Origin of the sequence: Myroides oncorhynchi (genome assembly GCF_020905415.1) — a bacterium.
Classification (GTDB): domain Bacteria; phylum Bacteroidota; class Bacteroidia; order Flavobacteriales; family Flavobacteriaceae; genus Flavobacterium; species Flavobacterium oncorhynchi_A.
The window spans coordinates 2123913-2140037 of sequence record NZ_JAJJMP010000001.1 but is presented as its reverse complement, the minus strand read 5'-3'; the positions used below and the strand labels follow the sequence as shown (position 1 = coordinate 2140037).

The 16125-nt window shown below is 34.5% G+C and carries 14 protein-coding genes and 2 tRNA genes; 4 read left to right on the top strand and 12 right to left on the bottom strand.

The annotated features are described in order from the left end of the window. Positions 1 to 131: 131 nt before the first annotated feature. The 7 genes from LNQ81_RS09460 to rho form a co-directional block, all read right to left on the bottom strand. Positions 132 to 707 carry a cob(I)yrinic acid a,c-diamide adenosyltransferase gene (locus LNQ81_RS09460; RefSeq protein WP_229946182.1) on the bottom strand — a complete coding sequence of 192 codons (576 nt, stop codon included), beginning with the start codon at positions 705 to 707 and terminating at the stop codon, positions 132 to 134. Positions 708 to 772: 65 nt separating this feature from the next. Beyond that, a complete protein-coding gene (locus tag LNQ81_RS09455; RefSeq protein ID WP_229946180.1) occupies positions 773 to 1462 on the bottom strand; it encodes an ABC transporter ATP-binding protein in 690 nt (229 codons plus the stop codon). A gap of 144 nt (positions 1463 to 1606) precedes the next feature. Then, positions 1607 to 2092 carry a hypothetical protein gene (locus LNQ81_RS09450; RefSeq protein WP_229946179.1) on the bottom strand — a complete coding sequence of 162 codons (486 nt, stop codon included), beginning with the start codon at positions 2090 to 2092 and terminating at the stop codon, positions 1607 to 1609. Between the two features lie 66 nt (positions 2093 to 2158). Next, positions 2159 to 2232 (bottom strand) — tRNA-Arg (locus tag LNQ81_RS09445). Between the two features lie 52 nt (positions 2233 to 2284). Next, a tRNA-Arg gene (locus LNQ81_RS09440) sits at positions 2285 to 2358 on the bottom strand. A gap of 221 nt (positions 2359 to 2579) precedes the next feature. Further along, positions 2580 to 2909: a hypothetical protein gene (locus tag LNQ81_RS09435; protein ID WP_229946177.1), complete on the bottom strand. Its 330-nt coding sequence runs from the start codon at positions 2907 to 2909 to the stop codon at positions 2580 to 2582. A gap of 338 nt (positions 2910 to 3247) precedes the next feature. Next, positions 3248 to 5200: a transcription termination factor Rho gene (gene rho, locus LNQ81_RS09430; protein ID WP_229946175.1), complete on the bottom strand. Its 1953-nt coding sequence runs from the start codon at positions 5198 to 5200 to the stop codon at positions 3248 to 3250. Positions 5201 to 5388: 188 nt separating this feature from the next. Here rho and LNQ81_RS09425 point away from each other — a divergent pair, with 188 nt between their 5' ends. Further along, a complete protein-coding gene (locus LNQ81_RS09425) occupies positions 5389 to 5805 on the top strand; it encodes a DUF4293 domain-containing protein (protein ID WP_229946173.1) in 417 nt (138 codons plus the stop codon). A gap of 41 nt (positions 5806 to 5846) precedes the next feature. Here the strand turns inward: LNQ81_RS09425 and LNQ81_RS09420 are convergent, their stop codons facing one another. The 3 genes from LNQ81_RS09420 to LNQ81_RS09410 all read right to left on the bottom strand — a co-directional run bounded on the left by LNQ81_RS09420 (position 5847) and on the right by LNQ81_RS09410 (position 8241). Further along, positions 5847 to 6356: a metallophosphoesterase family protein gene (locus LNQ81_RS09420; RefSeq protein WP_229946171.1), complete on the bottom strand. Its 510-nt coding sequence runs from the start codon at positions 6354 to 6356 to the stop codon at positions 5847 to 5849. Between the two features lie 57 nt (positions 6357 to 6413). After that, positions 6414 to 7682 carry a M64 family metallopeptidase gene (locus LNQ81_RS09415; RefSeq protein ID WP_229946169.1) on the bottom strand — a complete coding sequence of 423 codons (1269 nt, stop codon included), beginning with the start codon at positions 7680 to 7682 and terminating at the stop codon, positions 6414 to 6416. A 187-nt stretch (positions 7683 to 7869) separates the two neighbouring features. Next, the gene (locus tag LNQ81_RS09410; RefSeq protein WP_229946167.1) at positions 7870 to 8241 is read right to left on the bottom strand and encodes an NTF2 fold immunity protein; all 372 of its coding nucleotides are present in this window, start codon (positions 8239 to 8241) and stop codon (positions 7870 to 7872) included. 874 nt (positions 8242 to 9115) lie between these two features. On the opposite strand from LNQ81_RS09410, the gene truA reads away from it, so the two are divergent. The 3 genes from truA to lpdA all read left to right on the top strand — a co-directional run bounded on the left by truA (position 9116) and on the right by lpdA (position 13326). Next, positions 9116 to 9853 (top strand): tRNA pseudouridine(38-40) synthase TruA, encoded by a 738-nt coding sequence (gene truA / locus LNQ81_RS09405; RefSeq protein WP_229946165.1) that lies wholly within the window; start codon positions 9116 to 9118, stop codon positions 9851 to 9853. Continuing rightward, a complete protein-coding gene (locus LNQ81_RS09400; RefSeq protein WP_229946163.1) occupies positions 9850 to 11607 on the top strand; it encodes an ABC transporter ATP-binding protein in 1758 nt (585 codons plus the stop codon). The genes truA and LNQ81_RS09400 overlap by 4 nt, the downstream gene beginning before the upstream one ends. A gap of 327 nt (positions 11608 to 11934) precedes the next feature. Next, on the top strand, positions 11935 to 13326 hold the full coding sequence (gene lpdA / locus LNQ81_RS09395) for a dihydrolipoyl dehydrogenase (RefSeq protein ID WP_121966352.1): 1392 nt from the start codon (positions 11935 to 11937) through the stop codon (positions 13324 to 13326). Positions 13327 to 13479: 153 nt separating this feature from the next. On the opposite strand, the gene purB is transcribed toward lpdA, so the two are convergent. Further along, a complete protein-coding gene (gene purB / locus LNQ81_RS09390; protein ID WP_229946161.1) occupies positions 13480 to 14829 on the bottom strand; it encodes an adenylosuccinate lyase in 1350 nt (449 codons plus the stop codon). 293 nt (positions 14830 to 15122) lie between these two features. Next, a complete protein-coding gene (locus LNQ81_RS09385) occupies positions 15123 to 15968 on the bottom strand; it encodes a DUF2911 domain-containing protein (protein ID WP_229946159.1) in 846 nt (281 codons plus the stop codon). Positions 15969 to 16125 lie beyond the last annotated feature (157 nt).

The window sequence follows — 16125 nt, the reverse complement described above, 5'->3', positions numbered from 1 at the left end:
TCTATTGTTTTTAAATTTTAAATGCAAAAATAATTTTTATTATGAAATTATCAAGCTTTTTTTTAATTATTTCAGCTGTTTTAAAGAACGTCGCTTTTTAAATCAATAGATTTTAAGAAAAATAACACTTTTTAATCTTCTTTTCTTGGAATCCATTTCACTTCTTCAGCTTGTAAATCAAAAGTCAACTTTCGTGCCAACACAAACAAATAGTCAGAAAGTCGGTTTAAATACTTCAAAACTGACTCATCTACAGGCTCTACTTCATTTAAACTTACTGACAAACGTTCTGCTCTACGGCAGACACATCTAGCTATATGACAATATGACACTGTAGTATGCCCTCCTGGCAAAACAAAATGAGTCATTGGTGGCAATGATTCCTCCATTCGATCTATTTCATTCTCTAATAATTCAATATCCTCTATGCTTATCTTTGGAATATTTAATCGCTCCTTGCCATTTTTCAAAATTGCTTTTTCTGGATCAGTTGCTAAAATAGCTCCTACAGTAAATAATCTGTCTTGTATTTCTATTAAAACACTTTTATACAACTGATTCATCTCTTGATCTCGAATTAATCCTATATAAGAATTTAATTCATCTACTGTACCGTAGCTTTCTATTCTTATGTGATGTTTAGGTACGCGTGTACCTCCGAATAATGCTGTAGTCCCTTTATCCCCTGTTTTTGTATATACTTTCATAAATCTATATCTCTCGGTTTAATAAGCATCCAAAATACAACAAAATAAGAAGCTATACACCTCTTTTACTTAATTCGTTCATCACTTTCTATTACACCATCGCGCAAACGGATAATACGATGCGCATGAGCCGCTATATCTTCCTCGTGGGTTACTAAAATCACTGTATTTCCATTAGCGTGGATTTCATCAAATAGATGCATAATTTCTATGGAAGTTTTTGTGTCCAAATTTCCAGTAGGTTCATCTGCTAAGATTATAGCTGGCTTATTAACTAAAGCTCGAGCGACAGCTACCCGCTGGCGTTGCCCTCCTGACAATTGATTAGGATGGTGATCCATACGGTCACTTAATCCTACTTGTCCCAAGACTTCCTTTGCTCTAGCATTGCGTTCAGATTTAGTGTCCCCCGCATAAACCATAGGCAAAGCAACATTATCTAGAGCTGTTGTACGCGGCAGTAAATTAAACGTTTGAAAAACAAAACCAATACTCTTATTTCGAATCTCTGCCAGTTGATCATCTTTAAGCGCACTTACATCGTTGCCATCTAAGATATACTCTCCTGAAGTAGGAGTATCTAGACATCCTAAAATATTCATTAATGTGGATTTTCCACTACCAGAAGGCCCCATAAGCGCCACATAATCTCCTTTAGCAATATCCAAATTAACTCCTTTTAGTACATGTACTATTTCTGAGCCCAATTTAAAATCACGCTTAATATCCTTTATTTCTATAATATGTTCTGGCATAGCTTCTTTGATTTAATCAAAAACTCAAATTATTTTATGCACAAAGTCACAACAGCTATTAAAACAAACTATTACTACCACTTTATACAATAAAAAAATTATTTTCTAAGATAAGTAAAATATGTATAACTAGATAAACAGACACTACATTCTAAGCACGAAATGTTGTTTTAATTGTTCTGAACGAACATAGGCTACTCCAAAATAATAAAAATCAATAGTGACAGTAAATCTCTCTTCTTTGATAATCTCAGCCCACAATAATTCAGCTTCCTCATTACCACTGCGTCTATCGACAACAAGAACACTGTCATTATGCATTTTACTAAACAACATAGTTACATTTACTTCCTGATCACACTTTGACACTAAGATCATATCTACCGTATCTACAATCACGCTTAAATCAACCACATTCGATACTAAAGATGTATCCCTTCCCACACCCCCTATACTCTTTGGCACATAATAAGTTTCTAAACGAGATATGAAAGCATCTTTCTTTGCTTGCCCACGCCATTTACGGTCTTTAGGATAAAGCCCCTTAGTCAATAGATTAAATATAAATGGAGAATGAACACTATGTTCATTACCCGACTTCCACCAGAATTTAAAATAACTTTCTTTCATTATCAGTTAGATCTACGCAAAAATAGGTATAAATAAAAAAAGCTTCTCAAATGAGAAGCTTTTTTGTGACCGAGACAGGATTCAAACCTGTAACCTTCTGAGCCGTAATCAGATGCGCTATTCAGTTGCGCCACTCGGCCGTAATTCCTTATTTATTCTTTATTATCACAGTTTTACTTTCATAAAACTTAGTGACCACGGCAGGATTCAAACCTGCAACCTTCTGAGCCGTAATCAGATGCGCTATTCAGTTGCGCCACGTAGCCTAATGCGTTATTGCGAGTGCAAATATAGAACGATATTCTGTAAATACAAACTCTAGCAAAGAAAAAAATATCCTTATTTTTCATTCAAAAAATTAAACTACTTAATACTAATCATTTAAAAGAAAAATATTTTGTTTTTTTAACATACCTGTTTTTTACCACTTCATCTTCATTATTTGATTTTACTGATATTTTTATAGTATATCTAATCCTTATTATAATTAAAAATTTCCTTTAGGAGGGTAAAAATACAAGTACAACATCGCCGTAATAACGAAAAGAATTAATATAAAATAAAAAGAATTATCCGTAAATAAGCCACAAATCAAAAAAAGAATAGTCGCCACCGCTCCTAAAAAAAGAAAATCAAAGCTCTTTTTATCAATAAATTCATCATCCCACTCCTCTTCTTCTTGCTTTAATAAGTCTTTTTGTTTCTGTTTATACTTTAAATACTCTTCATTACTATCAAACCGCTTCACAGTAAGAAACTTTCTTACTATTATATAAGCCAATACAGCTACTACTATAAACACTATTACTCCATACATATTCTTACTCTATTTCTTTTCAATATCTCAGTAAAATCCTACTCTACATATATCTAAAGATAATCTTTTCAAAGAAACAACATTCTCTCTATTTGCAAAACATTTATTACCCAAAGCCCCCTCCTTAATCAACATTGGACAGACAAACAAAAGTAATTATACATAAAAGACTTCGACTAACAAGTAAAGCATAGTATAGTTTCAGAACTAATAAAAGAACTATGGAGCACAATTGATTTGTTGTATTTGGTTAATACTAATTTTGGATTATACACAAAAAAAGAGAACATCTACAAATTATAAATGTCCTCTTTTCAATATACATACAGGGTATTATTCTATTTACTTAAGTTTTTTAATACTTCGTCATTATTCGCAGTATTCTTTACATTATCAATAATAGATGACATTGCTTCTACAGAGTTCATATCATCTATATATCGTCTTACCATTAATGAACGTTTTAATTCCCATTCATTTAATAACAAATCATCTCTACGTGTACTAGAAGATGTAATATCGATAGCAGGGAAGATACGTTTGTTTGCTAACTTACGATCTAACTGTAATTCCATATTACCAGTTCCTTTAAACTCTTCGAAGATTACTTCATCCATTTTAGATCCAGTATCGACTAAAGCTGTAGCGATTATACTTAAAGAACCTCCATTCTCTATATTACGTGCAGCACCAAAGAAACGCTTAGGTTTTTGTAATGCATTTGCATCCACACCTCCACTTAATACTTTACCTGATGCAGGCTGAACAGTGTTATATGCTCTAGCTAAACGAGTGATAGAATCTAATAAGATCACTACATCGTGACCACACTCTACTAAGCGCTTTGCTTTTTCTAATACAATATTAGCCACTTTAACGTGTCTCTCAGCTGGCTCATCAAATGTAGAAGCAATAACTTCCGCATTCACACTACGCTGCATATCTGTAACCTCTTCTGGGCGCTCATCGATAAGTAACACGATTAAATATGCCTCAGGGTGATTAGCTGCGATAGCATTAGCCACCTCTTTTAAAAGCACAGTCTTACCTGTCTTAGGTTGAGCGACGATCATACCACGCTGTCCCTTACCGATAGGTGCGAACATATCCATCAAACGAGTAGAAATTGTACTACTCTTACCATCTAAGTTAAACTTCTCATTTGGAAATAATGGTGTTAAGTGTTCAAATGAATTTCTATCACGCACATCTTGTGGATCGTGACCATTAATTTTCAACACCTTTACTAAAGGGAAGAACTTTTCTCCTTCCTTAGGAGGGCGTACTACTCCTTTTACAGTATCTCCTGTCTTTAAACCAAACAATCTAATTTGAGACTGAGATAAATAAATATCATCTGGTGATGATAAATAGTGGTAATCTGCAGAACGCAAGAATCCGTATCCATCAGGCATCATCTCTAATACCCCTTCACTCTCTATAATACCATCAAATTCATAATCAGGTTCTCTGAAATTATTCTTTTTGTTGTTATTATTCTTGTTCTGTTGATTGTTATTATTGTTTTGCTGATTATTATTTCTCTTTGGGTTATCTCCCTCAGATTGTTGCACAGCAATATTTTCATTATTATTTACTACTTCTACTTTCTCAGATACATTATCTAACACAGGTGTATTTGATTCTGCTGCGTTATTATTCGTACGAGGCTGTTGTTGTGACTGCCCTTGTTGTAGTTGACGAGTTTTAAAATCGCGTTTTTGCCCATCGCGACGATTATTATTATCGCCTTGATTTTTATTTTTAAAATCTCTTCTATTCTCGTTATTATTGTTTGCTCTTGTGTCTGAAGTTTGCTCGCTTGTTCCTTCTTTATTTGACTCTTGAGTTCTAACTTTCTCCTTATTCTGATCTACAGATTGACGCTGAGGCTTTTCTGCTAACACACGAGATGCTTGCTCTACTTTACTTTCTACTTTCCCCTCTTCATCAGCTTGTCCTAATCTAGGTCTTCTTGATTTATCTAAAGGCTTAGTATTATTTGGCTTAGCATTTTGTACCTGTGTCTTTACTTCATTTTTAGAATTATCTACAGCTACTTTCTTTTCTACTGCTACAGGAGCTTTCTTTTCCACTACAGGAGCTTTCTCTACAGCTTTAGCTTTTACAGGTACTTTTCTATCCTCTGCATTAGTCGTTTTTTGATGTTCTAAGATTTGCCCTATAAGTTCATCTTTTTTCAAAGAAGCCACCTTAGCAATTTTTGCCGTTTTAGCAATCTCCTGAAGATCTGCGACCTTCATTTTTTTTAGTTCGGAAATTTCAAACATATAAATGTTTATAGATTATAAATATTGAGTTGTGTGTATTTTAAATAAGAATGGAAATTTAAAATAGAATTGCCGTATTATGAAGAACTTACGGCAGTACTGATGCAATATTACGAATAAATTTTAATAAACAATAGGTTTTTACAAAAAAGAAACGCTATTTTTGTCATTCATATTTATTACTAATTATGATACAACGAATTCAAACAGTTTATTTAATTATCGTTTTTATAGCGATGGGAGTATTGCCTTTCATCTTTCCTTTATGGCATAACGGATTAAATGAAGAAGTCTTTTTTATGATGAACCCTCCTGCTACGATCCTTTTTGGACTATCAACAGCGTTGACAGTAATCACTATCTTAGGGTATAAGAATAGACAAAGACAGTTTGTGTTCAATAGAGTGAATATAATATCAAACTTTATACTTTTAGGATTATTTGTATATCGTACACTAGCGGTATCTGGAGAAACTGCGGAAGCTGTTTCTGAGAAAGGTATTGGGATGTTCCTCCCTATTATTTCTATCCTGTTCCTTGTATTAGCGAACAGAGCCATTAAGAAGGATGAAGATCTTGTAAAATCAGTGGATCGATTGCGATAAACCTAACATCTTAGTTTATTAGTGCGTTAAAAAAGCCGAACTTATAGTTCGGCTTTTTTGTTTTTAGACCATTCTATAACTTCCATATCTTTTATATTTCCATTATCTATCGTAAAGCGCAACATCGTTCGCACCTGATGAAATCCACTGATACCAGCTGCTCCAGGATTAATATGCAATACATTCATCTCCTGATCAAACTGTACTTTAAGGATATGTGAGTGTCCACAAATATAAATATTAGGTTTGTCTCTGCGAATTCTATCCCTAACTATCGTTCTATACTTCCCGGGATATCCTCCGATATGTACCATATACACCTTCATCCCTTCACATTCAAATACTATCTCTTCAGGAAATTCAAGTCTTGCCTCATTCCCATCTATATTGCCATATACTGCCTTAAATGGTTTTAAAGACTTAATGGTATCTGTCACCACTAAATCACCGATATCTCCAGCGTGCCACACTTCATCTGCTTGGCGCACATACTTCAAGATAGACTCATCTATACAACTATGTGTATCTGATAACAATAATATTTTCTTCATTTCTTTTTCTATCTTTAAAAAGAAGAGCCTCCCAAAACTGAAAGGCTCTAACTTACTTTATTTTGTATAGAACAAAATTAACTCTTCTACTGCATTCTGACAAACTGGACAGAACTCAGGATATTGATTAGTCTTCATTCTACAATCTAATGTTCCTTTATACACCTTACGTCCTTCTAAACCTTCATAAGCTCCCACTGGATATTTCTTACTATCTTTTGCTAACGTTGGAATAGGAGTTCCTTTTCTCAACATTTTTTTCCACTTGCTATCGAAGTCTACTAACGTAGTGATATTTTGTTCCCACGGCTCAGTCTGATTAGATATCAAATCACTCAACACATCATTAGGATAAAAATACTCATCTGCTAATCCTGCGAAACTATGCCCAAACTCGTGTACTACCACTGGTTTAAAATCTTTATGCCCTGTAGTAGTTAACGTATATGAGTTATAAATACCTCCTCCGCCATATACATCTGTATTGGCTAAGATAATAATATGCTCATAAGGAATACCCGCTAATACATCGTGTAGTTTCTTAATTCTATTGGTAGTCAGATAGCGCTCTGAGTAGAACGTATCGAAGTTAGACTCTACAGCCGTCTTCTTCCATTCTCCAGTACGTGGAACGCTCACTCCAGAATCTTTAGAAGCACTCTCCACTGCAATGAAGTTAAAGTTATCTGCAAATTTATCAAATGGCTTATGTGCTAATATCTCTTGTATAGAGACCTTAACTGCATCTGTAAACTTACCCATCTCTTCTTCTTTAAACCCCTCTGCTACGAACACTACATTAATTGCTTTAGCATTGTCTTTAGCTTTATGTACATACGAGTGTTTTGTCACATCCTTAGTTCCCTTAGCATGTATCAGGATATCTTTAGGATCTATCTGATGTACTAATTTATCTTTCTCTTTTCCATTTTCATCAAATAACACTAGCTCTATACGCACTTTCTCTTTTGGAAAAGGCACTAAAAACACATTCTCAAAACTCTTCGTATGCTCCTTAGCCTCATCTGTTGACAGCCATTCTTGAAACAGTGTACTAAAGCTATTCGTGTAAATCAGCGCATTCGTTTTCTGATCATATACTTTCACTTGTCCATTTCCTTTTAAAGCATTCTCTCCAAGGTTATGCGTACGCCCAGCCCAAGTAGGTAAAGAGACTAGCTCATCTAGCAGAATAAATTGTCTGTCGTTATTTCCACCGAACACATAATCTAGACGCAACGTCTTATTCTCAAAATACTGATTAAAATCCTGTGCCTGTACCCATGTGCTCACACACAAGCTTAGCAATACTAGTAATTTTTTCATTTTTAATATAGTTAGGTTTATTGGTTAGTCTTTGCTTATAATCACAAAGTCGTAAAAATAGACATTATTGCGATTTTAAAAAGAAAGATTAACTTTAAATAATTACCTTCAGCCTCATAGAATTCTTTAGATTAAAGTAAATCAGGCATCCATTTCTCTTTTGTTTTACTATAATATTTCTTAGCATCTATAAGCCATTGATATTTTTTTTTATAAGTACATACATAAACTTTTCTTCTAAAGGATCTTCTTTAAAAGTTTCTACATCCATTTTTGATTTAGACTTTTCATCCTCCATAATATTAACAATACTCTCTTCCTTTGGATCATATTCAAAACAATCATCATATCCATACGATATAGTATTAGGACGACTTGATTTTCTTTCTTTAGGCGTACAATACCTTTCAAAAATACTTATAATTAGTTTTTCTTGTTCACTAAATTGTTCTTCAGATGTTAATGTATTATTTTCGTCTATTATATTACATTGCTTTTCCCTTTTATTCATCTCTTTAATAAATGATATTACTATCTTTTTTACTTTGGTTTTTTCCATTTTAATGAATGTTTTTTTTACTTCAGAACCAGTTTTTTTTAATTGAACGAGCCCCCACTAGCATTATCAACCCTGTGTCCTTGATAAAGATAAATACAAAATATTTCTCCTCCTCACTGAAACCAAAATGTTTAAAACTATATATTTCATAACAAGAGAATGTATCTAACTTACATTGATTGTAATCACATTATATGACACAACGCAGCTTGTTAATAAAACATCTTTAGATATTTTATGTGGGCGTAAAGTTTTACGCCTCTACACCAACATTACGTACCAACAGGACGTGACGTGTATGTCCACAAACAATCCTCTCTCTCCTCCCATCATTCTCCTTCTGCTTAATTCCAATACTCAACTAGTCGTAGATTACCCATCAATACAAGAACAACTGTTCGACTAATCTTTCTCAGAGAGACTAACTACGGCGAATACTCGAGAAACTGTCGAGCAACTCAGGATAGATACTTATTCCCATTGCGATTGAGACGTGTTCTAAAAAAAAACTTGATCAACCAAAAACAAATTAACAAACTCAAAAAAAAACAACTTAAGTGTTCTTGTAGTTTAAGAAAAATGTACTGTGTTTTTTAAAATGTACTATTTAGAGCTAAAATGCGTTGTTTTTCCAAAAAAAAGTTGGATATACTATGATTATTTTGAAGGTAATCAAAGCTATAATGAAGATAAAACAAAAAAAGTGAACTGCTTTTTTTTAATTACTCAAAATCTAGAGACTATATAGGAGAGTTATCAAGAACGGAAACTCATCTCCGATTACTAGTTACTAATTCCTAATTTTATAATAACATAATCTGCCTAATGGCGTTTTTAAAGTATATTTGCCTTTTACAAAACAAAGAGAATTACATTGAGATATTTTTTAGAATTTGCATATAATGGAACGCATTATCACGGATGGCAGTTACAACCAGATGCTATATCAGTACAGGAAGTCCTTACGAAGGCTATTTCCACTCTACTGCGTACCCCTATAGAACTAGTAGGAGCAGGTAGAACTGATGCTGGAGTACACGCTAGACAGATGTATGCACACTTCGATTACGATATGCCCTTTGATAAGGATTCTTTAATCAAACGAATGAATTCTTATTTACCTGAAGACATTGCTGTTTTTGATATACACCTCGTGGCAGATGATGCACACGCCCGTTTTGATGCTACAGCACGTACTTATGATTATCACATACACCAGTTTAAAGATGCTTTCTGCAATGCTGGAAGCTACTATCACTTCAGACCTCTTAATGTAGAACTGATGAATCAGGCTGCTCAAATCTTATTTGAGTACGAAGATTTCGAGTGTTTCTCTAAGACGCATACTGATGTGTTTACTTTTAACTGTACCATATATAAAGCCTACTGGACAGTACTACCTGATAATAAACTTGTCTTCACAGTATCTGCTAACAGATTCTTGCGAAACATGGTTAGAGCTATCGTCGGTACTTTAGTCAGTGTAGGCTTAGAAAAAATAACATTAGATGACTTCAGAACAATAATAGAGAACAAAGACAGAGGCCAAGCAGGCTTCTCTGTTCCTGGAAAAGGTCTTTATTTAACTCAAGTTAGTTACCCTTACTTATGAAACCATTAAAATCTATATCACTCCAAAAAATATTAGACTACGCAAAGCCCTATAAAAGTCGCTTTAATTGGGTAGTCGCATTTGCTATATCCCTTTCCATCTTTGCGGCTATACGGCCTTATATGCTAAAAATAACAGTAGATGAGTATGTACAGAAACAAGATAAAACAGGGCTCTTAGTATATATCGGATTAATGGGATTAGTCCTATTATTCGAAGTTTTATCTCAATTCTTCTTTACCTACTGGGCGAACTGGTTAGGACAAGATATCGTAAAGGATATGCGTGAGAAGCTATTCGATAAGATTATTAACTTCAGAATGCGTTACTTCGATAACGAACCTGTAGGTAAACTGGTAACTCGTGCTGTATCAGATATCGAATCTATAGCAAGTATCTTTAGTCAAGGGCTATTTATGATCGTCAGTGACTTGCTTAAGATGTTCGTGGTACTGTGTATTATGTTCTATATGAACTGGAAACTGAGTTGCATCGTATTAATAGCAATGCCTATCTTACTTTATGCGACACGTGTATTCCAAATGCACATGAAAACCGCATTCCAAGAAGTGCGTACACAGATTTCTAATTTAAACACCTTCGTACAAGAGCGTTTGACTGGAATGAAGATCGTACAGTTATTCTCTAGAGAAGAAATAGAATACGAGAAATTTAAAGAGATAAACAACAAGCACAATGTCGCTTGGTTAAAGAATATCTTATATAACTCTATCTTCTTCCCTATCGCAGATATCGTGTCATCACTGACATTGGGTTTTGTGATATGGTATGGGGGAATGTCTATTGTACAAGGAGATAACCTAACTTCTTTTGGAGATTTGTTTGCTTATACAATGTTGATTACAATGTTATTCAATCCACTGAGACAGATAGCGGATAAGTTTAACGTGATGCAGATGGGAATAATCGCTGCAGAACGCGTATTTGATGTACTTGAAACAGAAGAACAGATCAACGATAGCGGAACAATAGAAGCGCCTCAGTTCAAAGGAAAAATAGAGCTAAAGGATGTGAGATTTAGCTATATCGAAGATCACGAAGTACTAAAGGGAATCAACCTTAATATAGAATCTGGTAGTACGATAGCTATAGTAGGTAGCTCTGGTGCTGGTAAATCTACAATCATTAATCTACTAAATAGATTCTATGATATAGACAGTGGATCTATCTGTATAGACGGAACAGACATCAATGAATATAAACTAGTTACACTGCGCAAGCAAGTAGCAGTAGTACTTCAAGATGTGTTCTTATTTAGTGATACGATCTATAATAACATTACTCTACACGATCCTGCTATATCAAGAGAGACTGTCATTGAGGCAGCCAAGAAGATAGGTATTCACGACTTTATCTTACAGCTACCAGGTGGATATGACTACAACGTAAAAGAGCGTGGTGTGATGCTTTCTTCAGGACAACGTCAGCTTATCGCTTTCTTACGTGCTTATGTTAGTAATCCGAGTATCCTAATCTTAGATGAAGCTACTTCGTCTATCGATACGCACTCAGAAGAATTGTTACAAACAGCTACTGAATATCTAACAAAGGATAGAACGTCTATCATCATTGCACACCGATTAGCAACAATCGTTAATGCAGATCAAATCATCGTGATGGATAAAGGTCAGATAGTAGAAAAAGGAACACATAAAGACTTGCTAGAATTAGAAGGAGGTTATTATAAAAACCTTTATGATTCTCAATTTGGCAAAGAAGTTGAAGATATTTAATTCTTAAAGCGATAGGCATTTCACCTATCGCTTTTTTTGTGCTCTTTCTCATGAATAATTATAGTCCTATTCGCTTACATTTCTTTTATATCACTTCATAATTTTTAAAATACTCAATATTTTTTCCTTTCTATATAGAGCGTACTTTTTTAGAAGATTATCAATAAATATATCTATTTGATAGTAAATGTAAGTATACATTAGCCAAATAAGCTTCCTACCTTACAAATCCCTTACTCACAAGGTATCAACTTTTCAGAGTGAAACTTTCAATAACAGAAATAAATGATTATTTTCGTAGCATAAAATATAGAAATATATACATATATGAAATTCGATATTATTGTTTTAGGAAGTGGCCCTGGAGGTTACGTTACTGCGATTAGAGCTTCTCAGCTAGGTTTTAAAGTTGCAGTTGTTGAAAAAGAAAATTTAGGAGGTATCTGCTTAAACTGGGGATGTATCCCAACGAAAGCTCTTCTTAAATCGGCACAGGTGTTTGAGTACCTTAAACACGCTTCTGACTACGGATTGACTATTAGTGGTGAAGTAGATAAAGATTTTGATGCTGTTATCGCACGTTCTCGTAGCGTAGCTGATGGAATGAGCAAAGGTGTTCAATTCTTAATGAAAAAGAACAAAATCGAAGTTATCGACGGATTCGGAAAAGTAAAACCAGGTAAGAAAGTTGACGTTACTGATAAAGATGGTAAAGTTACTGAACTTTCTGCTGATCATATTATTATCGCTACAGGTGCTCGTTCTAGAGAATTACCTAACTTACCTCAAGATGGTAAAAAAGTAATCGGATATAGACAAGCATTAACATTACCTCAACAACCTAAGAAAATGATTGTTGTTGGTTCTGGAGCTATTGGAGTTGAATTCGCTTACTTCTATAAATCTATGGGTACTGATGTTACTATCGTAGAGTTTATGCCCAACATCGTTCCTGTAGAAGATGAGGATATCTCAAAACAATTTGAGCGTTCTTTAAAGAAAACAGGTATCAACATTATGACTAACTCTTCTGTAGAGCGTATAGACACTACAGGTGAAGGAGTAAAAGCTTATGTTAAGACTGCTAAAGGTGAAGAAGTATTAGAAGCTGATGTTTTATTATCTGCTGTAGGTATCAAAACTAATATCGAGAATATCGGATTAGAAGAAGTAGGTATCGCTACGGATAGAGATAAAATCTTAGTAAACGACTTCTACCAAACTAATGTACCTGGATACTACGCTATCGGAGATGTAGTACCTGGACAGTCATTAGCTCACGTAGCTTCTGCTGAAGGTATCTTATGTGTTGAGAAAATAGCTGGACACCACGTAGAGCCATTAGACTATGGTAATATCCCTGGATGTACATATGCTACTCCTGAGATCGCATCTGTAGGTATGACTGAAGCAAAAGCAATCGAGGCTGGATACGAAATCAAAGTTGGTAAATTTCCATTCTCTGCATCTGGTAAAGCGAAAGCTGCTGGTACTCCTGATGGATTCGTTAAAGTTATCTTTGACGCTAAATACGGTGAGTGGTTAGGATGCCATATGATCGGAGCTGGTGTTACAGATATGATTGCTGAGGCAGTTGTAGCTCGTAAGTTAGAAACTACTGGATACGAAATCCTTAAAGCTGTTCACCCACACCCTACTATGAGTGAGGCAGTGATGGAAGCTGTAGCAATGGCTTATGGTGAAGTAATCCACTTATAAGAAATCACCAGATTTAAATATACTGAACAGGCTACCATTGGTAGCCTGTTTTTTTTATGGATATATAGCACTTGTATTTACTACCTCTTTAAAATTAAAAAAGCGAGCCCTTCTTTCGAAAGACTCGCTTATATATTCTACTCTAATTACTAATTACAGAATATCTACTCCTAAGTAATTAGCAGGTGTGATTGCTTTAAGTTCTGCTTTAATCGCATCAGATACATTTAATGTTTCGATGAAGTTGTGCATTGCTTCTTTATTAATCACAGTATTCGTTCTAGTCAAATCTTTAAGTGCTTCATACGGATTAGGGTATGCTTCTCTTCTTAAGATAGTCTGAATAGCCTCAGCTACTACAGCCCAATTATTCTCAAGGTCTTGAGTAAACTTGTCTGTATTAAGCAATAATTTACTTAACCCCTTTAACGTAGATTCAAAAGCAATAAGTGTATGTCCAAATGGCACTCCTACGTTACGCAATACAGTACTGTCTGTCAAGTCGCGTTGAAGACGAGATAATGGCAACTTAGCTGCTAAGTGCTCGAAGATAGCATTAGCGATACCTAAGTTCCCCTCTGAGTTCTCAAAGTCAATAGGATTAACCTTGTGTGGCATGGCTGAAGAACCTATCTCTCCTGCTTTAATCTTTTGTTTGAAATAATCCATTGACACATACGTCCAGATATCTCTGTCTAGGTCAATAAAAATAGTATTGATACGTTTTAATCCGTCAAAGAAAGCTGCAAAGTGGTCATAATGTTCTATCTGCGTAGTAGGAAATGAATGCTTTAACCCTAAAGTTAATTCTACGAAGTCAGTTCCAAACTGTTTCCAGTCTTGTTTTGGATATGCTACGTGGTGTGCATTAAAGTTACCTGTTGCTCCACCAAACTTAGCTGCGAAAGGTACTTGCTCTAATAAAGCTAACTGTTGTTCTAGACGCTCCACGAATACGTATATCTCTTTTCCTAAACGAGTAGGAGAAGCAGGTTGTCCGTGTGTACGAGCTAACATAGGCACATCTTTCCACTCTTGACTAAGTTCTTTTAATCTATCTATAACAGATAGTAAAGATGGCTTATATACATCATCATAAGCTTCTTTCGTCAATAGAGGAATAGAAGTATTATTAATATCTTGAGAAGTAAGTCCAAAGTGGATAAACTCTTTATACTCTTCTAATTTTAAAATATCGAATGCGCTTTTCAGAAAGTATTCCACTGCTTTCACATCGTGATTAGTAGTTTTTTCCATTTCTTTAATCCACAGAGCGTCTTCTGTAGAAAACTCTTGGTAAATCTTACGCAACTCAGGAAAAACTGAAGCGGGTACATTAGCTAATTGAGGTACATTGTACTCACATAGAGAGATAAAATATTCTACTTCTACTAGTACACGGTATTTAATTAATGCCTCTTCTGAGAAATAATTAGCTAGTGCATTGGTCTTACCTCTATAACGTCCATCGATAGGCGAAATAGCATTTAATTCTGTTAGCATATTTTAGATTGTGTTGTTAAGGCACAAAGATAAAGTATTCAAAATAGAATCGGAAAAACTTAAATAAAAAAGATGGCTCAGAGTGCTTTTGTTTTTCTGTGATGGAGTTTTTTGTTGTTTGCCTTCGCCATAGTATAACAAGAATTGGGGATGTATACGGTTCACAGCTTACGATATCACAACTTAACAGAGACAAAAAAGATAGCCCATTAGAACTATCTTTTTTTCTTTATATATTTACAAATCAGTATTTTAAAAACATACTTAATTCACAATTTTAAATTCCTAATTAATTATTTGCTCCACTCTCTAATAGCATCTTTATTGATCTTGATATAGTCAAGGTTATTTGCTTTTTCTGCTAAGTCTAATGCCCATTTAGCAGTCTCTACAGCAGCTATTTTATCCCCAGATTTCGCTTGTATTTGAGATTTAAGACGTACGAAATAATAAGGTATTTTATCTGCAGACTTCTCTATTGCTTTATTTACCCAATTTAACGCCTTTGTAAGATCTTTAGAAGTTAAATAATAGTATTCTGCTGCTCCATAATAATCAACGATAGTAGGTCCATCAAAAGTCTCATCAATGCTCTGCATCGCCAACTGGTCTGTAGGAACAGTAACGCGAATAGGAACAATTGTCTTTTCCCACATAATCTCTAGATCTGCACTATCGATATTCACATTATTTATAGCCACAGTAAGCGTCTCAAATTTGCGATCAGATCCCATTGGTTTTACCTTAGTAGATAATGCTATTTTACTCTCATCCCATTTCTCTGGTAATCCCCAGTTATTTGTATCTGCATAGAAGATAATCTCCCATTCCTCTACTTTAGGAATAGAGTACAAAGCATAAGAACCTTTCTTTAATTTCTTACCTCCAATTTCTACATCATTACCAAAAGTAACAATGGTATTCATATTCGCTCCAGTTCTCCAAAGTCTTCCATAAGGAACCAAATCACCAAATACTAAACGACCTCTCATATTAGGTCTTGAGTAATCAATCTTCATGTCTGTAAGTCCTACTACCTGATGTATCTCTGACTTCGTACTAGTCGGTGGAGTATGTACTTGTGCTTGTGTGCAAAGAGCAAACATAGCAAATGATAATGCAACTAAACTTCTTTTCATTTTTCTTAGCTTATTTTTAATCTAATAATAGCCTGCAACGAGATGCTAAATTAGACAACAATATATGATGATTAATACTAATTTATTTCCCTATATCAGGAGGTTATCAAATGTATTAACTTTCTTCTTAAAATTTTCTCAAAAGGACTGTGTTTTT

What these genes read in the sequence shown, in the direction of transcription:
- LNQ81_RS09415 (WP_229946169.1), bottom strand. Translation starts at nt 7,682, where the DNA reads ATGAAAAAATTACTAGTATTGCTAAGCTTGTGTGTGAGCACATGGGTA.
- lpdA (WP_121966352.1), top strand. Translation starts at nt 11,935, where the DNA reads ATGAAATTCGATATTATTGTTTTAGGAAGTGGCCCTGGAGGTTACGTT.
- rho (WP_229946175.1), bottom strand. Translation starts at nt 5,200, where the DNA reads ATGTTTGAAATTTCCGAACTAAAAAAAATGAAGGTCGCAGATCTTCAG.
- LNQ81_RS09455 (WP_229946180.1), bottom strand. Translation starts at nt 1,462, where the DNA reads ATGCCAGAACATATTATAGAAATAAAGGATATTAAGCGTGATTTTAAA.
- LNQ81_RS09400 (WP_229946163.1), top strand. Translation starts at nt 9,850, where the DNA reads ATGAAACCATTAAAATCTATATCACTCCAAAAAATATTAGACTACGCA.
- LNQ81_RS09425 (WP_229946173.1), top strand. Translation starts at nt 5,389, where the DNA reads ATGATACAACGAATTCAAACAGTTTATTTAATTATCGTTTTTATAGCG.
- LNQ81_RS09385 (WP_229946159.1), bottom strand. Translation starts at nt 15,968, where the DNA reads ATGAAAAGAAGTTTAGTTGCATTATCATTTGCTATGTTTGCTCTTTGC.
- purB (WP_229946161.1), bottom strand. Translation starts at nt 14,829, where the DNA reads ATGCTAACAGAATTAAATGCTATTTCGCCTATCGATGGACGTTATAGA.
- LNQ81_RS09450 (WP_229946179.1), bottom strand. Translation starts at nt 2,092, where the DNA reads ATGAAAGAAAGTTATTTTAAATTCTGGTGGAAGTCGGGTAATGAACAT.
- LNQ81_RS09460 (WP_229946182.1), bottom strand. Translation starts at nt 707, where the DNA reads ATGAAAGTATATACAAAAACAGGGGATAAAGGGACTACAGCATTATTC.
- LNQ81_RS09435 (WP_229946177.1), bottom strand. Translation starts at nt 2,909, where the DNA reads ATGTATGGAGTAATAGTGTTTATAGTAGTAGCTGTATTGGCTTATATA.
- LNQ81_RS09410 (WP_229946167.1), bottom strand. Translation starts at nt 8,241, where the DNA reads ATGGAAAAAACCAAAGTAAAAAAGATAGTAATATCATTTATTAAAGAG.
- LNQ81_RS09420 (WP_229946171.1), bottom strand. Translation starts at nt 6,356, where the DNA reads ATGAAGAAAATATTATTGTTATCAGATACACATAGTTGTATAGATGAG.